The 22587-nt window shown below is 49.0% G+C and carries 21 protein-coding genes; 1 reads left to right on the top strand and 20 read right to left on the bottom strand.

Features of this window, described 5'->3' with window-relative positions; genetic code table 11:
* Positions 1-263 precede the first annotated feature (263 nt).
* The 16 genes from POF51_RS13905 to uvrB form a co-directional block, all read right to left on the bottom strand.
* Complete coding sequence (locus POF51_RS13905) at positions 264-407, bottom strand: hypothetical protein (RefSeq protein ID WP_170831627.1); 144 nt, start codon at positions 405-407, stop codon at positions 264-266.
* A gap of 41 nt (positions 408-448) precedes the next feature.
* A complete protein-coding gene (locus tag POF51_RS13900; protein WP_069850747.1) occupies positions 449-1015 on the bottom strand; it encodes a GNAT family N-acetyltransferase in 567 nt (188 codons plus the stop codon).
* Between the two features lie 159 nt (positions 1016-1174).
* The gene (gene hisIE, locus POF51_RS13895; RefSeq protein ID WP_271755618.1) at positions 1175-1822 is read right to left on the bottom strand and encodes a bifunctional phosphoribosyl-AMP cyclohydrolase/phosphoribosyl-ATP diphosphatase HisIE; all 648 of its coding nucleotides are present in this window, start codon (positions 1820-1822) and stop codon (positions 1175-1177) included.
* The gene (hisF, locus tag POF51_RS13890) at positions 1819-2577 is read right to left on the bottom strand and encodes an imidazole glycerol phosphate synthase subunit HisF (RefSeq protein WP_271755617.1); all 759 of its coding nucleotides are present in this window, start codon (positions 2575-2577) and stop codon (positions 1819-1821) included. Before hisF ends, hisIE begins: the two co-directional genes overlap by 4 nt.
* Entirely contained in the window at positions 2567-3316 is a 750-nt protein-coding gene (gene hisA / locus POF51_RS13885; protein WP_106835106.1) for a 1-(5-phosphoribosyl)-5-[(5-phosphoribosylamino)methylideneamino]imidazole-4-carboxamide isomerase, read from the bottom strand. Before hisA ends, hisF begins: the two co-directional genes overlap by 11 nt.
* Complete coding sequence (gene hisH, locus POF51_RS13880) at positions 3313-3927, bottom strand: imidazole glycerol phosphate synthase subunit HisH (RefSeq protein ID WP_106835107.1); 615 nt, start codon at positions 3925-3927, stop codon at positions 3313-3315. Before hisH ends, hisA begins: the two co-directional genes overlap by 4 nt.
* A 1-nt stretch (position 3928) precedes the next feature.
* Positions 3929-4528 carry an imidazoleglycerol-phosphate dehydratase HisB gene (gene hisB, locus POF51_RS13875; protein ID WP_173623382.1) on the bottom strand — a complete coding sequence of 200 codons (600 nt, stop codon included), beginning with the start codon at positions 4526-4528 and terminating at the stop codon, positions 3929-3931.
* Entirely contained in the window at positions 4525-5823 is a 1299-nt protein-coding gene (gene hisD / locus POF51_RS13870) for a histidinol dehydrogenase (RefSeq protein ID WP_271755616.1), read from the bottom strand. The genes hisB and hisD overlap by 4 nt, the downstream gene beginning before the upstream one ends.
* A gap of 19 nt (positions 5824-5842) precedes the next feature.
* Entirely contained in the window at positions 5843-6490 is a 648-nt protein-coding gene (gene hisG, locus POF51_RS13865) for an ATP phosphoribosyltransferase (protein WP_017252228.1), read from the bottom strand.
* Positions 6491-6493: 3 nt separating this feature from the next.
* The gene (locus tag POF51_RS13860) at positions 6494-7669 is read right to left on the bottom strand and encodes an ATP phosphoribosyltransferase regulatory subunit (protein ID WP_069850762.1); all 1176 of its coding nucleotides are present in this window, start codon (positions 7667-7669) and stop codon (positions 6494-6496) included.
* A gap of 181 nt (positions 7670-7850) precedes the next feature.
* Positions 7851-8354 carry an acyltransferase gene (locus POF51_RS13855; protein ID WP_017252230.1) on the bottom strand — a complete coding sequence of 168 codons (504 nt, stop codon included), beginning with the start codon at positions 8352-8354 and terminating at the stop codon, positions 7851-7853.
* A 15-nt stretch (positions 8355-8369) separates the two neighbouring features.
* Positions 8370-9305: an HPr(Ser) kinase/phosphatase gene (hprK, locus tag POF51_RS13850; protein ID WP_069850765.1), complete on the bottom strand. Its 936-nt coding sequence runs from the start codon at positions 9303-9305 to the stop codon at positions 8370-8372.
* A gap of 155 nt (positions 9306-9460) precedes the next feature.
* Positions 9461-9829, bottom strand: coding sequence for a phage holin family protein (locus tag POF51_RS13845; protein ID WP_069850768.1), 369 nt, complete (start codon positions 9827-9829; stop codon positions 9461-9463).
* A gap of 39 nt (positions 9830-9868) precedes the next feature.
* Positions 9869-10498: an HD domain-containing protein gene (locus tag POF51_RS13840; RefSeq protein WP_069850771.1), complete on the bottom strand. Its 630-nt coding sequence runs from the start codon at positions 10496-10498 to the stop codon at positions 9869-9871.
* A 65-nt stretch (positions 10499-10563) separates the two neighbouring features.
* Complete coding sequence (gene uvrA / locus POF51_RS13835) at positions 10564-13431, bottom strand: excinuclease ABC subunit UvrA (protein ID WP_017252234.1); 2868 nt, start codon at positions 13429-13431, stop codon at positions 10564-10566.
* 15 nt (positions 13432-13446) lie between these two features.
* The gene (gene uvrB, locus POF51_RS13830; protein ID WP_069850773.1) at positions 13447-15423 is read right to left on the bottom strand and encodes an excinuclease ABC subunit UvrB; all 1977 of its coding nucleotides are present in this window, start codon (positions 15421-15423) and stop codon (positions 13447-13449) included.
* Between the two features lie 180 nt (positions 15424-15603).
* Between uvrB and POF51_RS13825 the strand changes: the two genes are divergently transcribed.
* Complete coding sequence (locus tag POF51_RS13825; RefSeq protein WP_069850776.1) at positions 15604-16536, top strand: flagellar hook assembly protein FlgD; 933 nt, start codon at positions 15604-15606, stop codon at positions 16534-16536.
* 64 nt (positions 16537-16600) lie between these two features.
* Here the strand turns inward: POF51_RS13825 and POF51_RS13820 are convergent, their stop codons facing one another.
* From POF51_RS13820 to POF51_RS13805, 4 genes are all read right to left on the bottom strand, one after another.
* A complete protein-coding gene (locus tag POF51_RS13820; protein ID WP_271755615.1) occupies positions 16601-18298 on the bottom strand; it encodes a hypothetical protein in 1698 nt (565 codons plus the stop codon).
* A 130-nt stretch (positions 18299-18428) separates the two neighbouring features.
* Positions 18429-19790 carry a PDZ domain-containing protein gene (locus tag POF51_RS13815; RefSeq protein ID WP_069850781.1) on the bottom strand — a complete coding sequence of 454 codons (1362 nt, stop codon included), beginning with the start codon at positions 19788-19790 and terminating at the stop codon, positions 18429-18431.
* Positions 19791-19805: 15 nt separating this feature from the next.
* Positions 19806-21275, bottom strand: coding sequence for a S41 family peptidase (locus POF51_RS13810; RefSeq protein ID WP_069850783.1), 1470 nt, complete (start codon positions 21273-21275; stop codon positions 19806-19808).
* A gap of 92 nt (positions 21276-21367) precedes the next feature.
* On the bottom strand, positions 21368-22570 hold the full coding sequence (locus tag POF51_RS13805) for a murein hydrolase activator EnvC family protein (RefSeq protein ID WP_017252240.1): 1203 nt from the start codon (positions 22568-22570) through the stop codon (positions 21368-21370).
* Positions 22571-22587 lie beyond the last annotated feature (17 nt).

The raw sequence follows: 22587 nt of genomic DNA, 5'->3' as shown, positions 1-22587 counted from the left end.
GCATTTTTTGTCGAACGCTTTATATCTTATCACGTTCGTTATTTGCGAGTCAAGAAGTTTTTTATCGAATCTCGTTTTCTTTTCTCGTATTTTGTCGTCGTTCTTGGCGACAAGGAATAATCTATCACATATAAAACTCTAAATCAAGAGTGTTTTTAAAAGTTTTTTTACCGATAAACGAGCAACAGCTAAAATACCGCGATACGAAAGGAAAAAGAGCGAGAATACTATCTCGCTCTTTCTATTAATTATCTCTACTATATTCAAGCTTGAACGACATAACCATTTCTTTTCTTGCTAGCTTGCAGGAAATCCATCCCCAAAATGATAGAAGCAATCATCATAAACAGCAAAGTCATAAACAAGCTTCCCAAGCCCATCATTAAAATAATATTAGCCAGCTTCAAGCCTAATCCTGAGTGCCTCATGAATTTTCGACAACAGGGACCTATTCCTTCGCTCGCTGATAAAACTCTTCGCGTAGTAGCCCCATCATAATGGTGTCATAATACTGCCCATCTACATATTCATTTTGGCGCAGTCGGCCTTCTATCACAAAGCCTGATTTTTCATAAGCGCGAATGGCACGCGTATTTCCGCTCCACGTATCCAGCTGCACCCGCTTCAAGTTCAGCTTGGAAAAGAGGAAGTCGAGCAGGAGGCGCAACGTATCTGTACCGTAGCCTTTGCTCCAATACTCTTTTGCCATGATCGCAATGCCAATTGTTGCGGCCCTCGTAATTGGATTCACATCTCGGTAATCACAATTTCCAATGTGCTCTCCGTCCAAGGTATAGACAGAGAATACAAACCCCTTTAATTTATCATCCAGCCGTGAAGCACGAATGTTTTCCTCATACATGGCTTTCAGTGAGTCGAGCGAAACATAACTATAGGTTACCAGACTTGAGCCCGCTGCCCATTTGGCCGCTTCTTCATCGTTGCGCCAATGGAACAGTCTCTCCATATCCTCAGCAATAACTGGCCGTAATTCTACTAAATTCCCTTTGATCATTTGGTATCCTACCCTTCGATTGGTGTTTGAGAATGGAGTCTCTTTGGTTTGAAGTGAACTTGAATTTATTCATGGTCACCACACCTTTCGCAGTAAGATACCGATTATTCTAACAAAAAAACCACGCTCTGGAAACAGAGGTGGTTATTACTTTATTTGTTAACGACGCCTCTGAAGCTCCGTCAGCACTTCATCCAGCGGCAGCTTTTGCTCCCGTAACAAAACCATTAAGTGAAAGATCAGATCAGAAGCCTCATACCGCAGCTCCTCACGACTTCGATTTTTCGCTGCAATAATGACCTCGGCAGCCTCTTCCCCGACCTTTTTCAGGATTTTGTCTACGCCTTTTTCGAACAAGTAGGTAGTATAGGAGCCTTCCGGACGCTCTGCCTCCCGCGCAGCAATCAGTTCTTCGAGCTCACCCAAGATTGCAAACGGATCTGCTTGTACCTGCTGCTCCTCATCTGTATCGGTGAGAACTTCTTGCGAGAAACAGCTGTAAGCTCCCGTATGGCAAGCAGGCCCGTTCGGTTCGACCATCACAACCAGTGCATCTCCGTCGCAATCATACCGCATAGAGACGATCCGCTGCGTATGACCTGAGGTCTCACCCTTGTGCCACAATTGTTGTCGGGAACGGCTCCAAAACCATGTTTCTTTGGTCTCTAATGACTTTTGTAGCGATTCTTCATTCATATAGGCAAGCGTTAAGACTGTCTTGCTTCTGGCATCCTGCACGATGACAGGAAGCAAACCCTTTTCGTCAAAACGCAATTTTTCCACTGCAAATGCTTCTGCTCCTGTCATGGTCGTACGACAACTCCTTTGGTTTGCAAATACTCTTTGACCGAGTGAATCGACGTTTCGTCATAGTGAAAAATGGAAGCGGCCAGCGCGGCATCTGCCTTTCCTTGCTTCAGCACATCGTAAAAATGCTCCCTTGAGCCCGCTCCACCAGAAGCAATGACCGGAATTCCGACCGCTTCTGATACCCGCTTGGTCAATTCGAGTCCAAAGCCTTTCTTTTCTCCATCGTCGTCCATGCTGGTCAAAAGGATTTCGCCCGCTCCGAGCGCCTCTGCCTCCTGCGCCCAACGGATGACGTCTCTCCCCGTCGCATTCCGTCCACCGTGGGTATACACTTCCCAGCGATCTTCCCCGACACTTCTCGCGTCGATCGCTACGACGATACATTGTGAGCCGAAGACCGTCGCTCCCTCGCGGATCAATTCTGGACGCAAAACAGCCGCTGTATTCAACGAGATTTTGTCCGCACCCGCACGCAATATCCTTTTCATATCGTCGACGCTGTTAATGCCTCCACCAACCGTGAAAGGAATCGTAATGTTTGCAGCCGTTTTTTCGATGACATCCACCATCGTCTTGCGCCCTTCGTGGGACGCAGAAATATCGAGAAAGATCAGCTCGTCTGCTCTCTCTTCGCTATACTTTTTTGCCAGTTCAACCGGGTCTCCTGCATCGCGAAGTCCGACAAACTGCACGCCTTTTACCACCCGTCCGTCTTTTACATCGAGGCACGGGATGATTCGTTTAGTCAGCATGCGATTCACGCCCCTCCATACGCTGGAGCGCTTCTTCCAATGTAAAAGCGTCCGTGTAGAGTGCTTTGCCAACAATGGCGCCAGAGACTCCGTTCGAAGCATGGGCAGCCAGCGTCAACAAGTCGTCCAGTTGGCTGACGCCTCCCGAGGCGATCACCGATTTACCTGTAGCCATCGCCAATGCTGCAATTTCTTCTACATTGGGTCCTGTCATCGTGCCATCACGGGCGATATCGGTGTAAATAAACGTCTCGGCACCATACGTAACCAACCGCTTGGCAAGCACTGTCGCTTGCACATCTGTCGTGGTCAACCAACCTCTGGTAGCCACCAGCCCATTCCGGCAGTCCAGACCAATCGCGATTTTGTCCCCATAGTTTTGAAGAATTCGCTTCGTAAAAGGCTCGTCTTCGATTGCAGCAGTCCCGACGATCACTCGCGCGACACCTGATTCCAAATAGTCCGCAATCTGCTCTTCTGTTCGAATGCCTCCCCCAACCTGCACGGGTACAGGGATCGAGCGCGCTATCTCTTTGATCAGCGCTGCATTTGCAGGCTTGCCTTCCTTTGCCCCATCCAAATCTACGAGATGAACCCAGGACGCCCCTTGTTCTACCCAGCGCTTCGCCATCGCGAGCGGCGAATCAGCGTACACTGTCTCTTGCCCGTAATCCCCTTGGAAAAGTCGAACACACTTGCCCCCGCGAATATCGATCGCCGGATAAACGATAAAGCTCATGTCAAAACCCCCTCGCATTGAACGGCAAAGTTACGCAGCAGTAGCATTCCTGTCTCTCCGCTCTTTTCCGGGTGAAACTGCATACCATATACGTTGTCACGATTCACAATGGCCGTGACCTCCTGGTGATAGTCACTCGTAGCAAGCAAGACATCAGACTGGCACAGGACATGATACGAATGGACAAAATAAACGTAATCGCCATCCTGCACACCGTTTAGTAACGGTTGCTTTTGCTTTATCATCAGTTGGTTCCAGCCCATGTGCGGTACCTTGTAATCCCCGCGAAAACGAACGACCTCACCACCGAGCAGTCCCAAGCCCGTATGCTCGCCATGCTCCGCACTTTTCTCAAATAAGAGCTGCATACCGAGACAAATGCCCAAGATTGGACGACCTGTTGCTACGTATCCCTTGATCGCTTGCTCTAATCCAAGCTCACGTATGTTGGCGATAGCATCCCCGAACGCCCCGACTCCCGGCAAAATCAACCCGCTATATTGTTGTAGACGCTCTGCTTGAGAGACGAACTCGTACGAATAGCCCAGCCTTTCCAACGCCTTGCTCAAGCTGTACAAATTCCCCATGCCGTAATCGATGATGCCGATCATGTTACAAAACCCCTTTTGTTGACGGGACCCCTTTTACACGCGGATCGATCGTCGTCGCTTCATCCAGTGCACGGCCCAGCGCTTTGAAAATCGCCTCGATCATGTGATGCGTATTGTGACCGTAGTGCAGGATCACATGCAGATTGATCCGCGCCTCCAGTGCGAGCTTCCATAAAAATTCGTGTACCAGCTCCGTCGGAAACTGACCAACCATATTCGTAGGGTACGTAGCGCGATATTCCAGATGAGGACGGTTGCTGATGTCAATGACGACCTGCGCTAGCGCGTCATCCATCGGGACAAACGCATTTCCATAACGCTTGATGCCTTTCTTGTCTCCCAACGCTTCCCGCAGAGCATGCCCAAGACAAATCCCGATATCCTCCACCGTGTGGTGATAGTCGATTTCGATATCTCCCTTTGCCTTGACAGTCAGGTCAAAATGTCCGTGTCGGGTAAACAGGTCTAGCATGTGATCCAGAAATGGAACACCCGAATTTTGCTTGCTCTCACCCGCGCCGTCTACAGCAAAGGAAAGCGCGATCTGCGTCTCATTCGTATTGCGTTCGATCTGTGCTGCACGTTGTTTCCCTTCACTCATCTCTTTTCACTCTCCTGCTCTTCGGTCTCAAAATCTCGCAATCGCGCAAGGATAGCTCGACCGTGCCCAGACAATCCTTCCTGCTCTGCCAGTGCCACAATTTTATGTCCATTGTCTCGCAAATCTCGCTTGCTATAGGAAACAACACTCGACTTCTTGATAAAATCATCGACGGATAATGGCGAGGAGAATCGCGCCGTTCCATTCGTAGGAATCACATGATTGGTACCAGCAAAATAATCGCCGACTGGCTCTGAGCTGTATGGGCCGAGGAAAATCGCACCTGCATTTTCCACTTTTCCGAGATGCTCAAACGGCTCCGCCATCATGATTTCCAAATGCTCAGGTGCGATACGGTTGATGACGGCAAACCCTTCGTCCAAATCGTCAACGAGTAAAATAGCGCCGTAGTCGCGTATCGCCGCTTCCGCAATCGATTTGCGTGGAAGATCGGCAAGCTGTCGCTCGATTTCCTGTGACACCTGCTCCGCCAACGATTTTGATGTCGTAACCAATATAGCGGCTGACATCGGATCATGCTCAGCTTGAGACAGCAGGTCTGCCGCAACGTATTGCGGGTTGGCCGTTTCATCTGCGATCACCGCAATTTCACTTGGCCCTGCCACCATGTCGATACTGACCAATCCGAATACTTCTCGCTTTGCCAGTGCCACGAAAATATTGCCAGGCCCAACGATTTTATCAACCGCTTTGATTTGCTCCGTTCCGTAGGTCAGTGCCGCGATTGCCTGTGCCCCACCTACCTTGTATATCTCGGTCACACCTGCAATTTGAGCCGCAACGAGTATCGCAGGGTTGATTTTCCCATCCGCTCCTGGTGGTGTCGTAATGACGACTTCTGGAACACCTGCTATTTTCGCAGGGATGGCATTCATCAATACGCTGGAAGGATAAGCTGCCGTTCCACCTGGCACATACAATCCAGCGCGTTGCAACGGACGTATCAGTTGGCCCAGCATTGTGCCACTCTCTTTGGTGGTAAACCAGGACTGACGCACTTGCCGCTCGTGAAACGCCCGAATATTTTCGGCTGCTTCCTTCAATGCTGCCTTTACTTGTGGAGAAACAAGCTCGCTTGCTTCTGCAAATTCGTTTTCGCTCACACGGAAGTTTTGTAGAAGCACACGATCAAATCGTTCCGTGTAATAGCGCAGCGCTTCGTCCCCTTGCTGGCGAACCGAGGTGAGGATCGCCTTCACCGCTTCTTGCTGTTCTCTCGTCCCTGCGTCTACCGATCGTTTCCCGTCATACTGGCTAGCTGACATGATACGCATGGTTGTCTCCCCTTTTTCTCTAGTTCCCGCGAGGAACGACCTCTAAAAATTTTCCAGCAATCTCATCCACCGCTTCACTTTTCATCCGATAGCTGGCTCGATTGGCAATCAGCCTCGTCGTAATTTCACAAATACTCTCCAGTTCGACCAAGCCATTTTCCCGCAATGTCCTACCTGTTGAGACAATATCCACAATACGATCAGCCAGTCCAATCATCGGTGCAAGCTCTACGGAACCATTCAGCTTGATAACCTCAACCTGCTGTCCCTGCTCACGAAAATAACGTGACGCAATCTTCGGATATTTCGTAGCAACACGCAGCGCTTCCGTCGGTTTCCAATCTGGTAGACCCGCTACCATCATGCGACAATAGCCGATATGCAAATCCAACAGCTCGTAAACATCTCGTTCTTCTTCCAATAAAACATCCTTGCCAACCACGCCAACGTCAGCCACCCCATACTCGACATAAGTAGGAACATCGGTAGGCTTCGCCATAATGAATTCGAGCTTGGCATTTTTCACAGGAATGATCAGTTTACGAGAATCTTGTAGATCCGCAGTAACCTGCAAACCAGCCTGCTGGAGGAAGTGGACGGCCTCTTCAAAAATCCGCCCTTTTGGCATGGCGATCGTCAGCTTTTGGTCGTTTTTCGTAAGTGCCATCTCCTACTCCCCCTGTTGTGTTATGCAAATGACCTTGGTAAATCCCGCTTCTTGGCCAACCTGTTTCTCATCTATTTTGGAGACGAGACGTGTCACCACTACGAGCCCGTCCTCACGCAATTGCTGTGCCTCTGCTAAAGCGGCACGACGGCAATCCTCCGTGTAAACAAGCAACACGCGAGCATGTGCTTGCCTTTTTACGAAAGGAGTGACCTGAAGCAGCCGATCCATCTTGATCGCAAAGCCTGTGGCGGATGCAGCACGCCCAAATTGGGAGAGCAATTGATCGTAGCGTCCTCCGCCCAATAGTGGGGAGCCCAAGTCCGCAGCGTACCCTTCGAAAACAACGCCTGTATAGTAGTTCAAATTGATGATCAGATTGAAATCAATCAACAAATCTTCCGTCACTCCGTAGGCTTCTAACGACTCCCACAAGGAAGCAATCGTCTCGACTGCCCTCCCTGCCTTTCCCTTGCCTGCCAGTTCGCGGGCGACCTCAATCTTCCCTTTTCCCCCTTGCAGGCGCAATAAGGATTCCAATCGGCTTTTTGCCTCCGTAGGGATGTCTACTGTCGCGAGTAGCTGCCGGAAGCCAACGAAGTCCCGTTCGTACAAAAACTGTCGGAATTGATTGCGAATAGGCTCATCCTCAATCTCTTCCTCCAAAAGACCGTCTACGAAATCAACATGCCCAATGGCAATGCGGAATGTTTCCACACCCGCTGCCCGCAAGCAAAACACAGCAAGCGCAATGGCTTCTGCATCCGCATCGACAGACGCATCTCCGATTAGCTCGATCCCGGTTTGAGAAAACTCTGCATTCCGTCCCGCTTCCTTTTCTTGTGCCCGAAACACATTTGCCTGGTAATACAACCGAATTGGCAATGCAACATCTTTATAAAGGGAGGAAACAACCCTTGCAATTGGCGTTGTCATATCCGGACGCAGGACTACGGTGTGGCCTTGTTTATCCAGGAGGCGAAACATCCGGTCTGTTAATGTTGCACTTGCTGCTCCTACCGTATCGAAGTATTCCAGAGAGGGTGTGGATATTTCGTCATAGCCCCATCTCTCGATACACCGCCTCAGCTCCCGCTCCAAGTGCCGTTGTTTCGCCAGTGATTCCGGCAGTATGTCCCGCATCCCGAGCGGCTTTTCGAATCCCAACGGCTTTGCCATCTTTGTTCCCTCCATTGCATTCACTTTACTCTGCTAATATGGTAATAAACTAAAGTGTTATGAAGAAGATTACCACGACGAGAATCTTAGGTCAACCAAGATAAGAATAGTCGGAAAATTTAACACAAAACAAAAAACCGCCAGGATAAGCACCTGACGGCTGAACACAATAGAAGAGACGCTACATGACTTCTTCCTCTGAAGCTTTCATTCGAATAAGCTGCATGGGGTTCCCACCTACAAAGGCACCAGGCGGGACATCTTTATGAACAACCGTTCCCGCTGCGACAATGGCCCCTTTACCAATCGTTACTCCAGGCAAAATGGTAGTGTTGGCTCCCACCAGGACAGCATCCTCAATAATCACTTCTCCCAAACGGTATTCATCTATTAAATATTCATGCGCAAGTATGGTCGTATTGTACCCGATCACGCAATTACGACCGATCTTGATTTTCTCCGGAAACATGATATCCATCATTACCATCAGCGCAACCGCACTATGCTGGCCTACTTCCATACGCAAAAATGTGCGATACATCCAGTTCTTCCACGAAACAATCGGCGTATATCTGGAGAGTTGGATGACGATGAAATTTTTCATGACTTTCCAGAAGCTTACCGTTCGATACATGTGCCAAAGCGGATTTACCCCATTTACGGGATAACGTGTTGTCTTCCTCATATGCGTCTCTTTCTCCTACAAGTCAGAATCGGCATCTTCTAAAATGGCATTCGACTGTTTGCGTGTGAAGTGCATTGCTGCGTTGTAACCCATCCGTTTCAGACGGAAGTTCATCGCTGCAACCTCAATGATGACTGCCAAGTTTCGTCCTGGTCGAACAGGAACGGTAATAATCGGAATTTCGGTATCCATGATCTTCAATGTTTCCTCATCGAGCCCCAACCGCTCGTACATTTTATGTGGCTCCCACAGCTCTAGTTGAACAACCATCTCGATGTTTTTCACATTGCGCACGGCACCAGCACCAAACATCGTCATAATGTTGATAATCCCCACACCGCGGATTTCCAAGAGATGCTGAATCAGCTCAGGAGCGCTACCACTTAGCTGCCCGCCCTGTGTCTGCTTAATCTCCACTGCGTCATCTGCTACGAGTCGGTGTCCGCGCTTTACAAGCTCAAGTGCAGCCTCACTCTTCCCGATCCCGCTCGATCCCATAATCAAAACGCCGACGCCATAAATGTCTGTGAGTACCCCATGAATCGTCGTCGTTGGTGCAAGACGATTCTCCAGGAAGTTGGTCACTTTCCCGACTAGCGTCGTCGTTGCCAGCGGGGACAGAAGTACAGGTACCCCCAACCGATTGGAAACGTTAATCATCTCTTCAGGTACCATCTGATTACGGGTCACACAGAAGCAAGGAACCTGGCTTTGCATGAGAAAATTCATCCGTTCCAGCCGTTCCTCTGGGGTCAGCGTCTGAAAAAAGTTGATTTCCGTCAAGCCGAACAATTGAATTCGCTCTTCCACAAAGTACGAATAGTAACCGGCTAACTGCAGGCCGGGACGACTCAAATCCGTTACGGTAATCTCACGCCCCAAGCCCTCTTCCCCGCTCAAGATCGTCATATTGAAATGGTCCACTAGATGGCTCACATTCGTCTTACGCATGAAGCTTCCCCCTCACATGGGATTTTCCGTCCCTATGGTTGTGTCTCTATTGTATCGAAACCTCTGTACTTACGACAACCTAATAAGACCGAGCATCCTTATTAGGCAAAAACCCCGCGACTCGTTTGAGAGAATACGGGGCTTTTTCGAACATACTATCTCTTTTCTCTTTTCATCCCTACCACAACTTCAATGAGGTAGCCAAAAATACTCATCAGTGCTGCTGCTACAATGACAGTCCCAATGTTGTCAGGCCATGGCCCCACTTCAAATCCATCAATAAAGTAGGCTGTCAACGCAAACGTCACAGCATTAATGACAAACCAGAACAAACCGATCGTCAATATTTGCAAGGGAAAAGTAAAAAACAGGAGAATCGGCCGAATCACTGTGTTTACCATCCCCAATATCAACGTAGCCCATAGTGCTACTGTGAAATTCGCGACATGAATGGAGTGGAACCACTTGCTGATCAGAAGTAGCGCAGCCCCATTTAAAAGCATTTTGATTATCCAGCGGCTCATGGTGCATTCCCCCTATACAGTCTTGCCTTCGCGCAACGATTAACGAATCCCCGTTACTTCCCATTCCCATTGCTCAAAAAATGTTGTCATGAATCGATGCCTGTCTTCGGCGATTTTCTGGGCAGTCTTGGTGAAAAGCTTGTCTTTGATGCGCTGCAGCTTCCAAGTGTATTCCTTATACGGTGTATGCTGATTGGGATCATCCGATTGTATGGGTTGCCCAATAACCCCAGTATAAGCAAAAACCCGAGCCACTCCAATAGCCCCAATCGAATCCAGCTTGTCGGCATCAAACAGGACCTTTTCTTCCAAAGTATGTGGAGGCCGTTCTTTGCGAAAACGATGGGCGAGAATTGCAGACTGTACGCGTGAGATAAATACTTCCGTCATACTGCGTTCGGAGAGCCATACCCCTGCTAGTCTTGCACTGATTTCGGCATGGCACTCACCTGTTTGCCGTTCTTCTGCTCTCCCGATGTCATGCAGCAAAGCAGCGAGGCGCAGCACTTCCATATCTGCCCCTTCCTCGCGACCAATCCGCTCACACATTGCCATCACACGCAAATTATGCTGCCAATCGTGTGCAGGATCTTGTCCATCAAAGCGCTTCTGTGCTTCTGCCACCAGATCGGCAGGTAGTGCGGCAAGAGAATCCTTCACGTAGTCCATCTTTTCCTCCCCTTTACGTCCACCTAGAAAAGATGCCCCCCTGGATCAGGGAGGCTATCTCTTGATTACTTCGAAACGAATTGCTCTAGCTTGGCATTCGTCCGTTCTCTATCTCGTTCCAAGATCGGCTTCAAATAGATACCCGTATAAGAGCCTTCTAGTTTGGCCACTTCTTCAGGTGTGCCCGTTCCGATAATCTCTCCACCTCGAGTACCGCCCTCTGGTCCTAAATCCACGATGTAGTCAACCGTTTTGATCACGTCGAGATTGTGCTCGATGACAAGAACCGTCTCACCGTTTTCCACCAATCGTTGCAGTACCTTCAACAAACGATCAATGTCATCTGTATGCAGACCCGTTGTCGGTTCATCCAGGATGTAAAGCGTACGTCCTGTACTGCGGCGATACAGTTCAGAAGCGAGCTTGACGCGTTGCGCTTCCCCGCCAGAGAGCGTCGTAGCAGGCTGCCCAAGCTTTACGTATCCTAGCCCTACGTCTACAATCGTCTGTAGTTTGCGCTCAATCTTTGGCAGGTTGCGGAAAAACTCTACGCCATCCTCAATGGTCATTTCCAGCACATCTGCAATGTTCTTGCCTTTGTATTTTACATCGAGCGTCTCGCGATTGTAGCGTTTGCCATGACAAACTTCGCAAGGCACATACACATCCGGCAAAAAGTGCATCTCGATTTTAATGATCCCGTCACCACTGCACGCTTCACAACGGCCGCCCTTGACGTTAAAGCTGAAGCGACCTTTTTTATAGCCGCGCACTTTGGCTTCGTTGGTGGAAGCAAACAGGTCGCGAATATCATCAAAGACACCTGTATATGTCGCCGGATTGGAACGCGGTGTACGTCCAATTGGAGATTGGTCGATGTCGATCACCTTATCCAGATGCTCCAGTCCCAGGATGCGTCGATGCTCCCCTGGCTTCACCTTTGCCTTATTCAAATCGCGAGCCAGTGTCTTTTGCAAAATTTCATTGATCAATGTACTTTTTCCTGAACCAGATACACCTGTTACGGCAACAAAAACGCCTAAAGGAAGCTTCGCAGTGACGTTTTTCAGGTTGTTTTCCTTCGCACCCTCAATCTTGATCCATTTGTCCGAAGGCTTGCGACGCTCCATCGGAACAGGGATGAATTTGCGCCCACTCAAATAGGCACCAGTCAAGGAGTTAGGGTCCTTCATGACTTCATCCGGTGTTCCTGCCGCGACAATTTGACCGCCATGTATGCCGGCGCCCGGTCCAATATCAATAATATAATCGCAAGCCATCATCGTATCTTCGTCATGCTCGACGACGATCAATGTATTCCCCAGCTTGGTCATATGCTCCAGCGTCTTGATCAGACGCGCGTTATCCCGCTGATGTAGTCCGATACTCGGCTCATCCAAAATGTAGAGAACGCCCATCAGACTAGAACCGATCTGCGTAGCCAGTCGAATCCGCTGCGCTTCTCCCCCGGACAATGTTCCCGCCGCACGGCTCAGCGTCAAGTAATCCAGTCCGACATCAATCAAGAAGTTCAGTCGCGCCTTGATTTCTTTTACGATCAGGTTCGCGATCTTCGTTTCCCGCTCTGTCAGTTCCAGCCCACCGACAAACTGATGCGCATCGAGAATCGACAGCGTAGTCAGCTCGGAAATGCTGCGCTCCCCGACCTTTACCGCCAAGCTCTCTTGACGCAAACGTTGGCCTTTGCAGACAGGACACGCCTTTTGGCTCATGAAGCCTTCGATTTGTTCACGGATGTAATCTGAGCTCGTCTCCAAATGACGTCGTTGCAGATTAATGACGACACCCTCGAACGGTACGACTGCCTCACGAACTTGCCCGAACTCGTTCTCATAGCGGAAGTGAATTTTTTCGCCTTCACTGCCGTACATCAAGATTTGTCGGTGCGCTGCCGTAAGCTCCTCGTATGGCACATCCATCCGAATATTAAAGTGGCGGCAAGCTGATTCCAACAATTGTTGATAGTAAGTAGAAGTCTTCGGCTCCCATGCGCCAATCGCCCCATCATCGAGCGTCTTCGTCGCATCGGGAACGACCATATCCGGGTCAACCTCCAACTTGACACCCAGTCCATCACACTCCGAACAAGCACCAAACGGGCTGTTAAAGGAGAAAATCCGCGGCTCTAGCTCCCCGATGGAGAATCCACATATCGCGCAAGCATGCTTTTCACTGAACAGCAGCTCTTCTTGCTCCATTACATCGACGATGACCTTGCCATCTGCTAAACGAAGTGCCGTTTCCAAGGAGTCTGCGAGACGCGCCTGTACATCCGGCTTCACGACGATCCGGTCAACGACAACCTCAATGTTATGCTTCTTGTTCTTTTCCAGCTTAATGTCTTCGGACAAATCGGTAATTTCACCATTGACCCGCACGCGGACGAAACCTTGCTTGCGGATGTCCTCGAGCAGCTTGACGTGCTCTCCCTTGCGTCCTTGTACCATCGGCGCGAGAATCTGCATTTTCGTGCGCTCAGGATACTCCAATAGTCGATCGACCATTTGTTCAATGGTCTGAGATTGGATCTCGATGCCATGCTCCGGGCAAACCGCTCTCCCAACACGCGCATACAAAAGGCGCAAATAGTCGTAGATTTCCGTAACCGTACCTACCGTGGAGCGAGGGTTGCGGCTCGTTGTTTTCTGGTCAATCGAGATCGCAGGGGAAAGTCCCTCAATCGAATCCACGTCCGGCTTGTCCATCTGCCCAAGAAATTGACGGGCGTATGCAGACAGAGACTCGACATAGCGTCGTTGTCCCTCCGCGTAAATCGTGTCAAAAGCAAGCGAGGACTTACCCGAGCCAGACAAACCCGTCAGAACGACGAATTTGTCCCTCGGAATGACTACATCAATATTTTTCAGATTGTGGGCACGTGCACCCTTTACGACAATATGTTCTAATGGCATGAAAAAAACCTCTCCTTAGAGTTCCGCCTTCAGCTCAAGAATCAAATCACGCAATTCGGCCGCACGCTCGAACATGAGGTTGCGTGCCGCTTCCTTCATTTCTTCTTCCATTCGTTCTATAACAGCCACGCGATCCTTCTTCGGCATTTTCTTAAAGTCTGCATGTGGCAAGTAATCTGCTTTTTCCTCCGCTACCTTGGTCGCCTCGATCACTTCGCGGACGGACTTTTTCACGGTTTGCGGCGTGATGCCGTGCTCTTCATTGTAAGCCATCTGAATGGAACGACGACGTTCTGTCTCTCGAATCGCAGAGGTCATCGAATCTGTCATTTTGTCCGCGTACATGATAACGCGTCCCTCTGAGTTCCGCGCAGCCCGACCAATCGTCTGAATCAGCGAACGCTCATTGCGCAGGAAGCCTTCCTTGTCTGCATCCAAAATCGCCACAAGCGATACTTCCGGCAAGTCCAAGCCTTCCCGCAAGAGGTTGATTCCGACTAGCACGTCAAACTCACCCAAGCGCAATGAACGTAATATCTGCATCCGCTCAATCGTTTTAATATCCGAGTGAAGATAGCGGACCTTGATTCCGATTTCTTTCAGATAGTCCGTCAAATCCTCAGACATTTTCTTCGTTAGAGTCGTGACGAGAATCCGCTCATTTTTCGCAATCGTGGCTTGGATTTCGCCAATCAAATCGTCAATCTGTCCCTTGATCGGACGTACCGTAACCGTTGGATCAATCAAGCCTGTCGGACGAATCACCTGCTGTACCATTTCCGGACTGTGTTCCAGCTCATAAAGACCAGGTGTTGCCGAAATGTAGATCGCTTGTTTCAGCTTTCCTTCAAACTCCTCGAACTTGAGTGGACGGTTATCGCGTGCAGAGGGCAGACGGAATCCGTGATCGACCAGTACATCCTTCCTTGCGCGGTCACCGTTATACATCCCCCGAACCTGCGGCAAGGTCATATGCGACTCATCCATCATGACGATAAAATCTTCTGGGAAGTAATCCAGCAAGGTATAAGGAGCATGCCCGGCAGGCAGTCCCGTCAAATGGCGCGAGTAGTTTTCAATACCGGAGCAAAAGCCCATCTCCATCATCATCTCAATATCGTACCGTGTGCGTTGCTCCAGTCGCTGTGCTTCCAAGAGCTTACCCGCATCACGGAATTCTTTCAGTCTTTCTTCCAGCTCGGCCTCGATGCTTTGGACAGCCAGCTTCATTTTTTCCTCGCGCGTCACGTAGTGAGATTTAGGGAAAATGGCAATGTGATCACGCTGTCCCAAAATCTCGCCGGTCAGTACGTCAATCGAAGTAATCCGCTCTATTTCATCTCCAAAAAACTCAACGCGAATCGCCTGCTCACTCTCTGAGGCAGGGAAAATCTCCACGACGTCACCCCGCACACGAAACGTACCGCGCGTGAAGTTGATGTCGTTGCGTGTGTACTGGATATCGACCAGACGATGCAAAATCTCGTCCCGTCCTGTTTCCATGCCAACACGTAAAGACAAGAGCAACTCCCGATACTCTTCAGGCGAACCTAATCCGTAAATGCAGGAGACGGAGGCAACAATGATGACATCTCGGCGTTCAAACAAAGCACTGGTAGCCGAGTGACGGAGCTTGTCGATCTCGTCGTTTATGCTCGAGTCTTTTTCAATAAACGTATCCGATTGGGGAATGTATGCTTCGGGTTGATAGTAATCGTAGTAGCTGACGAAGTATTCCACCGCGTTGTTCGGGAAAAACTCCTTAAACTCTGCACAGAGCTGAGCGGCCAGAGTTTTGTTGTGTGCCATCACGAGTGTTGGCCTGTTCACCTGAGCAATTACCTGGGCAGCCGTAAAAGTCTTTCCCGTTCCCGTCGCACCCAGCAATGTCTGGTGTCGCTTGCCAGCTTGCAACCCTGCCACCAGCTCGGCAATGGCGGTCGGCTGGTCACCGGACGGTTGAAACTCCGATACCAATTCAAAACGCTCCATTCCCTCGTTCATCTCCTCATAGCATGACTGTTTCTACTTCCATTATAACACAATTTCGGCTAGTTTAAGCCCAAAATTCGAACAAACGTTTGTCTTCATCTTTCCACCGATTTTTCCGATATAAGATGAAGGAAGTGCAAACATGCACAGATAGACTCGCCACCTTCAGGGAGGATTGACATGTCAGATACCGGAACAACCGTTAAAAATAACCCATATATACAACCTCATTTGAGCTATAAAGGCAAAAAAGAATTCACCACCGAGCTCGACCAAAATGCCTTTATGAAGCTCATGCTCGAGCAGTTAAAGCATCAAGACCCTATGTCCCCAATGGACAACTCTCAGTTCATCCAGCAAACAAGTATGCTGACCATGGTAGAAAAAATCACAAAAATGACCACGCTGATGGAGCAATCGAACAACAGCATGGTCACTTTGGAGAAGTATGAAAAGCTGGTAGGTCGTACTGCTTCGTATTCCCTTACTACAAAAGACGAGATGACGGGAGAAACTAAGACGGAGAAGAAAGAAGGCGTACTTGATGCCGTATACATGGATCAAGGCAAAATCTACTTCCGTATTGCAGGCGAATCGACACCGATTCCGCTGGCAGACGTCTCCGGACTGGAATCACAAGGTCTGGCTGGCAATACGCTCGACAACAGCGTGAAGTACATGGAAATGATCGGTCGAGAGATTTCCTATAAAGTAACCAAGGAAGTCGACCGGGATGGCAATCCAGATACCACACACGACGTTTCCAAGGTTGATGAAATCTTGAATGGCGTCATCACTGGCTTTACCACCAAAAACGGTACCGCTCAATTCCAAATGGATAATGGATCAACCGTAAAAGCCGAAGAAATCGTAGGCATGACGGTGAAACCTGAAAACAGAACAATGGGCAACTCCCTTGCCTATGCGCAAATGATCGGCTACAACATCACGTACAACCAGTCTCAGACGAATCCGGACGGTACCACTACCAATACGCCTCTTACAGGCGTGGTCAAAGCTGTCAGCATGAAAAACGGAGTAGTCGAATTCGTCCTCAAGGATGATAAGAAAGTCGCTCTCAACCAAATCACGGGATTCGAAGCAACTGCCTAGAATCGTATACAAAAAGCCGCAACTCTTCGAAATCGAAGAAGGCGGCTTTTTCTTATACAGGGTCCTATTCGTTTACGATCACTTTTCCTGTTATCGCATCCACATAAAATGTATCATCTACATTAAATTCTCCCCCACAGAAGCAATGCGAGCGAGTCTGACGAAACGAAAGGTCATAGCCGAGCTTCCATGTAATCGTGTCTTTCTCGTAATCCGACTGGTGGATGTAGGTCAGCTCAAGTGGAAAGGTTTGCAGTAAACGGGTCATGGCCACTTGTTCTTTAAGTGCTTGGGAATGGGCCGGGTATTTGACACTGGCCGGTTTGTTTATGCTTACCTGTTCCCATGCACCCGTCCATGAATCGATCCGAATCGTATACATCCCTTCCTCCACACTCTGATTGATCCCATAAACCGGAATGCCGTTCACGAGAGGATCAGCTACGATCGAGGTGTACCTTTTATTTCCATCCTCCGTTATTTGGATTTGATTGCTTCCAGACGGAGTCAGTCTTTTCAAAAGCTTATCCGCTTCTATTCGATCTCGCTTCTTATCCGTTTTCACATTAGACCATTGCGGATTGTTCACCCTCGTAGAAAATTCAAGCAGTTCACCAGTCTTTGCATCCGTCACGAGAAGATGATGCTGCTCGCCATTACTGCTTCCCTCGGGAAAGGTAGCCATTCGTGATATCTTGTCGGCATCGGGAACCCCCTCACCAAAATTTCCCCATATGAAATAACGAAGGGCTGGACTATCATCGTAATTCGCCTCGTAGATGGATAGCGGCAGCTTTTCTGTTTCGATTCGAAACAACATGCGTAACAAATCACGCGCTTGCGACTCTGTTTGCGCTACCCACTTCTCACCTGTTCCTGTCACATTGATGGTCTGAGACGGGTTTGTCCCTCGGGTCTTCTTTGTTACTAATCGTTTGCCACTAAAGGCATCCAATGCACTACCTGTATGTTGCTGCGTTATAATTCCATTTTTCAGGACATAAGCGAGCTTTGCTTCTACCTGATCGCTTTGATTATGAATGGGCAATAAATAAACAAGTTCCAATGGACGGCTTTCTTGCCACTTTCGTACAACTTGTTCGGAAGAGATGACGCGCTGTGGAGATGGGAGTGAAGAGGGGCTTACTTTTTCGTATAGCCTGCCATCAAACGTGGAAAACCAAACAATTCTTCCCGATGCATCAAAACTGACGAGACAATCATAATCGTCATCGAGTACAACATTATTCAGGACTCGCACCAGTCGAACCGTCAACAGGTCCTTATTTTTATAAACCTCTCTCGCTTGATAGGCGTTACCTGTACCTGTTCCCTGCAAACCAGCGACAAAAGCCAGCGCACGTGTTTTGGCCTGCTGCTCAGTCGGGTAGGCAGGCTTTGTTGCTATTTTCGGAGTAAGTTTCAGTCTGAGCAACTCCCCTGTCTGTCCGTCGAAAATCGCATCATCCATGGACGATTCGGCCTCAGCAGCAGACTGTGCAAACGTGACCACCACCCCGCTAACACCAGGTCCATCCACATCGCCACCGTAAACGACATAGCGCGAAGACAGCTCCGGTAAAAGCTTGACTAGCTTTTGGACACCTTTCGTCACGTGCATCGGGACAGCCACAACCGATTGAGCCTGCGCTACGGTCACAGGACTCGTTGCGCCTACTCCTGATAAGGGGGAGGCAAAAATTGTGGCTGCAGCTAATGTACCCGACAAAAACCACGAGACTGTTCTTTTCACTTTGAACACCGAACCCACTCCCTCTTTTTTCCTCCTACATTGAGACGCAACTGCCACCAGTAAGTTTCCGAATGGACAAGCTTTTCAAGAAAAAAAGAAGGTATGCATTTTTGACTGCATACCTTCTCCCCAACTATCCTTATGCTCCTACATTCAGCTTCTCCAGCTTTTGCTTGATCAGCTCAACTACACTGGCGCGTTTCAAATCAACAAATGCACGGGTATTTGCATCCGGAACCACAATGATCCCCAGCTGGTGATGATTACCCGCATAGACTGCACACTGTACGAACTTCAGCTCGCCTTCACGCGTGAGTACTTCCATTTTGCAAAAGGCAGGATTGGCTTGTAGTGCTGGATACAAATCTTCTTTTTCCCGCACCGAAATGCCATTTACTTTCACGATAATTTCACCGGGCGTGATGCCGATTTCCTCTGCTCTCGTCCCTGGAATGACACCCATTACTTTTACACCACGTGAAGACTGGATGAAATAAGGCGAACGCTTTCTTTCTTGATACTGACTCCAGAAAAACAACGCCTCATGACCGAATAGTGCGAAGATCGCGGCCAGCAAGATCAACGGATAAAACCATACAGCCAGAGCACATAACCCCAACAAACCAATCGCATACAGTGTCAAATTTTTCGCAACCTGCGTTGCTTTTCTATAAGGTGTCATCGTTTGCGTCATATCGGAGAACCCGGTCACCGTCGGCAAAAGCATCAGTCCGAATGAAGCGGCTTCCGGCGAAAAGAACGGCCACCCCGGATACAATGCACCACTGATAGCACCTGGCTCCAGCTGTACGAACAGCACGGCTGGCGTCAGCCAAAAAGAATGAAGCAAATAGGCACCGACGATCCGACCACGCTGCCCTTCCACGAAAAGCGGAGAAGCGTCCCGCCCACCATTCCAGCGTACGAGCATCGCTTCAATCAGATGCATGACCGCAACTAACGCAAGCAACGGCAAAGGTTTCGCCTGACGTATCATTTCCCAGACATAGCTCAATCCAGGAACATCCGTAACCGGTGGAATGACCTGTGTGATCGCGTGTAAAATCGCCAAAATCCCTGCAGCATATGCGAAACAGAGAAACCGTAAACGAATCAGCGCCAAGATGAGCGCCAATCCCCATAGTATCCACAAATCCTGTGCTTGCACGACCACGCCAAGTCCTGCGCTAAGAAGCGAAATAAGCAAGCCTCCCACCAAGCCCATCCCTACTGCCCGTATCGTCGAGAGCAAGGGTGACTGAATGCGTGCAGAAAAAAGCTGTCTTTCCAGGTTCATCTGTCTGCGATAATGCAAATAAATAAAAACCAGAAAGAGATAGAAAACAGGATTGATAAAAAATGCGGCAAAGCCATATGCAATGGTAAGCATATCTGCCTGTATCGCCAATTGCCTCACCTCAACTAAAAGAAAGAAAAACCACGGCATTTGATTTGCCGTGGTTATCATTTCTACGGAAAGCAGGGAATTACCTGCTTCCATTTTCTTGATTATTCATTACTTGCCCGTAACTACATCCAGAGCTTTTTGCAATTGCAGGTCATTTTCTGGCTTCGTCATCGTTTTACGGAGACTTTCTTCCAGCGAAGAGCGTGTCTTCGCGTCTACTTTACCAGTTACCTCAAGCTTGCTGGAGGTTTGGAACTGCTTGATTGCTTCCTCTGTCTTTTCATCAAAATAGCCATCTTCGCGTCCTGGGGACAGATTCAAGCCTTTCAGGATGAGCTGCAGGTTTTTCACGTCAGTACCAGCCATGTCGCGCTGCAATACTTTATCTGCTGGCAACAGAGTTGCGTTGAAATAGTCAGGTTGCTTGACTGCAAAATCTGGCGTAATGCCTTTTTTATGGACCCATTCGCCCTTCGGCGTGACCCACTTGGCAATCGTCAGCTTCAATTGGCTCTTGTCGTTCATTTCCATTGTACTCTGAACGGTTCCCTTACCAAAGGTCTTCTCACCGACCAGCTTGTAGTTGCCGCTATCCCGCATGGCACCTGCCAGAATCTCCGAAGCACTGGCGCTTCCGCCATTAATCAGTACCGAGATTGGATAAGACTTAGCAGCTTCTGTTGTCGAGAAATATTCTTCTTTTTGCTGTCCGCCATTTCCATACTCGATTTGCACGATCTTGCCTTTATTCGGTACGAGGATTTCTCCGATTTCTTTCACAGCCAGCAAATACCCGCCCGGATTGCCTCGAACGTCAATTACCAAACCGCCAATTCCCTTCTGCTCGAGAGCAGCCAGCTGTTCTTTGAAGTGCTTTGCTGTGTCTGTAGAGAATTGGGTAATGTTGATTACGCCTACTTTAACACCGTTCTTCTCGAGTATCTGACTGTTTACCGTCTCAATCGGAATATCATCCCGCACACACACGATGGTAAGAGGCTCTGGCACTCCGGCTCTCACTACTTTGAGAACCGCCTTTGTACCTTTAGGCCCGCGAATCTTCGTCACTGCCTGATGCAGGTCCAATCCTTCAAGAGATTCATCATTTACACTCAAAATTTGGTCGTTTGGTCGCAGCCCTGCACGCTCCGCTGGAGAGTTTTTGAATGGCGAAACAACCGTTACCCGACCATTTTGCATCGTAACTTCTGTCCCGATCCCTTGGAAAGTCGAGTGTAGGGTAGATGTGAACTCCTCAGCAGAACGAGGGTCCATGTAATCACTGTACGGATCTTCGAGCGACCCGACCATTCCGCCAATTGCACCTTCTACTAATTGCTCATTGGTGACATTTTGGATGTAATCTTTCTTGATCGTGGAAAACGCCTCGTACAACTTCTGGAACTCTTTCGGATAATCTCCGCTCCCAGAAAACAGCGCCATGCTGGATGCTGTTAAAGCTCCGCCTTGGCTTGAACTGGCGCTAGCCGATGTCTTCATGATCGCCATCGTAATAAAACTGCTGGCTACCATCGAGATGAGTACAAGCGCGATTACGGTACGTCCTTTCCATCTCACTGTTACGTCACCATCCTTTGTGCTACCGGAAAAAGATATGCTGCTAGTTTATGCATGTTCCGTTAACAATATTTGTCTGGTCGCACGAGGGTCTACTTCAAATACGGCATTGGGTTGACTGCTACGTCATTTTTATAGACGGTAAAGTGCACGTGATTCCCGGTTGAGCGACCTGTTGATCCTACCTCTGCGATCTTTTGACCTCTCGATACGGATTGCCCAACAGAAACCTTGATCCCACCCTCACGAATATGACCGTACAGAGTGGTATATTCCGCATTATGCTTGATCATTACTGTATTCCCGTAGCCGCCATTGTATCCTGCAAAGAGAACGACTCCGTCAGCCGCTGCCATAATTGGCGTTCCTTTCCGTGCTGCCATATCTAAACCATTATGCCCAGCTGAGCGGCCTGTAAACGGATCACTCCGCATTCCGAAGCCCGAAGTGAAGCGGAATTGTCCACTTGCGACTGGCAAGGCAAACTTTCCACCCTTGTATCCTGTACTGGAGGCGCTCATCGCCCGTACTCGTTCCGCATATTTGGCTGATTCCTGTTTGGTGATAGCCAAAAGCTCCTGACCATATTGCTCCAAATCCACTTCCAGAGCAGATTCTTTCTTATCCAGTGCTGCCTTGACCACTAGACTTTGCTTGTACTGCTTGTCCAATTCGACTTTGAGATCCTCAGCCTCATCGAACATCCCAGCGTACACAGTCAATTGATGATCAATTTCTTTCTTTTTGGTCTCGATGGTTTCCTTATCGCGAATGTTATCCTCTAAAATACGCGTGTCCTGCTCCAAAATAAGCTGCAAGGCCTGCATACGCGTCAAAAAGTCTCCAAAGTCAGAGGAACCGAGAAGTACATCCAAATAAGAGATCGTACCGCGTTCATACATGGAAGTCACACGCGTTCTGAGTAAGGCATCCCTTTTGGCTACGCGGTCTTTTGCTTCATCCAACTGATCCTGAGCGTTTGCTGCTTTTTCCTTGGTATCATCCATTTGCTGCTCAAGCTTGTCCAGCTTTTTCTGTGTATCGTTGCGACGCAAATCAATTTGCATCAATTGCGTCTCCAAGCCTTTTTTCTCTTTTTGCACGACATTGATCTGTTCTTCGGTCTTCTTCAATTGCTGCTGCTGGCTTTTCTTCTTCTTTTGGATGTCTTTTAGCTCTCGATTAATCTTGTCCAAAGAGGCCTTACTAGGCGCTGCCAAGCTCACATTTGTCGGGAGCACAGTACCGACCACAAGCCCAGTGATTACGAGTGCTAGCAGGATTCTCTTTCTCATGTTACTCCTCCCACGCT

The sequence above is a fragment of the Brevibacillus sp. AG genome (genome assembly GCF_028369215.1).
GTDB lineage: Bacteria > Bacillota > Bacilli > Brevibacillales > Brevibacillaceae > Brevibacillus > Brevibacillus porteri.
Note: the sequence above shows the minus strand (reverse complement) of the source record. Positions and strands in the feature narration are given on the sequence as shown.

What these genes read in the sequence shown, in the direction of transcription:
- POF51_RS13860 (WP_069850762.1), bottom strand. Translation starts at nt 7,669, where the DNA reads ATGGCAAAGCCGTTGGGATTCGAAAAGCCGCTCGGGATGCGGGACATA.
- hisIE (WP_271755618.1), bottom strand. Translation starts at nt 1,822, where the DNA reads ATGACAGGAGCAGAAGCATTTGCAGTGGAAAAATTGCGTTTTGACGAA.
- POF51_RS13845 (WP_069850768.1), bottom strand. Translation starts at nt 9,829, where the DNA reads ATGAGCCGCTGGATAATCAAAATGCTTTTAAATGGGGCTGCGCTACTT.
- hprK (WP_069850765.1), bottom strand. Translation starts at nt 9,305, where the DNA reads ATGCGTAAGACGAATGTGAGCCATCTAGTGGACCATTTCAATATGACG.
- hisD (WP_271755616.1), bottom strand. Translation starts at nt 5,823, where the DNA reads ATGCGTATCATGTCAGCTAGCCAGTATGACGGGAAACGATCGGTAGAC.
- uvrA (WP_017252234.1), bottom strand. Translation starts at nt 13,431, where the DNA reads ATGCCATTAGAACATATTGTCGTAAAGGGTGCACGTGCCCACAATCTG.
- POF51_RS13815 (WP_069850781.1), bottom strand. Translation starts at nt 19,790, where the DNA reads ATGGAAGCAGGTAATTCCCTGCTTTCCGTAGAAATGATAACCACGGCA.
- uvrB (WP_069850773.1), bottom strand. Translation starts at nt 15,423, where the DNA reads ATGGAGCGTTTTGAATTGGTATCGGAGTTTCAACCGTCCGGTGACCAG.
- POF51_RS13825 (WP_069850776.1), top strand. Translation starts at nt 15,604, where the DNA reads ATGTCAGATACCGGAACAACCGTTAAAAATAACCCATATATACAACCT.
- hisF (WP_271755617.1), bottom strand. Translation starts at nt 2,577, where the DNA reads ATGCTGACTAAACGAATCATCCCGTGCCTCGATGTAAAAGACGGACGG.
- hisH (WP_106835107.1), bottom strand. Translation starts at nt 3,927, where the DNA reads ATGATCGGCATCATCGATTACGGCATGGGGAATTTGTACAGCTTGAGC.
- POF51_RS13840 (WP_069850771.1), bottom strand. Translation starts at nt 10,498, where the DNA reads ATGGACTACGTGAAGGATTCTCTTGCCGCACTACCTGCCGATCTGGTG.
- hisB (WP_173623382.1), bottom strand. Translation starts at nt 4,528, where the DNA reads ATGAGTGAAGGGAAACAACGTGCAGCACAGATCGAACGCAATACGAAT.
- POF51_RS13900 (WP_069850747.1), bottom strand. Translation starts at nt 1,015, where the DNA reads ATGATCAAAGGGAATTTAGTAGAATTACGGCCAGTTATTGCTGAGGAT.
- hisA (WP_106835106.1), bottom strand. Translation starts at nt 3,316, where the DNA reads ATGAGCTTTATCGTTTATCCGGCGATCGATATTCGCGGGGGCAAGTGT.
- POF51_RS13805 (WP_017252240.1), bottom strand. Translation starts at nt 22,570, where the DNA reads ATGAGAAAGAGAATCCTGCTAGCACTCGTAATCACTGGGCTTGTGGTC.
- hisG (WP_017252228.1), bottom strand. Translation starts at nt 6,490, where the DNA reads ATGGCACTTACGAAAAACGACCAAAAGCTGACGATCGCCATGCCAAAA.
- POF51_RS13855 (WP_017252230.1), bottom strand. Translation starts at nt 8,354, where the DNA reads ATGAGGAAGACAACACGTTATCCCGTAAATGGGGTAAATCCGCTTTGG.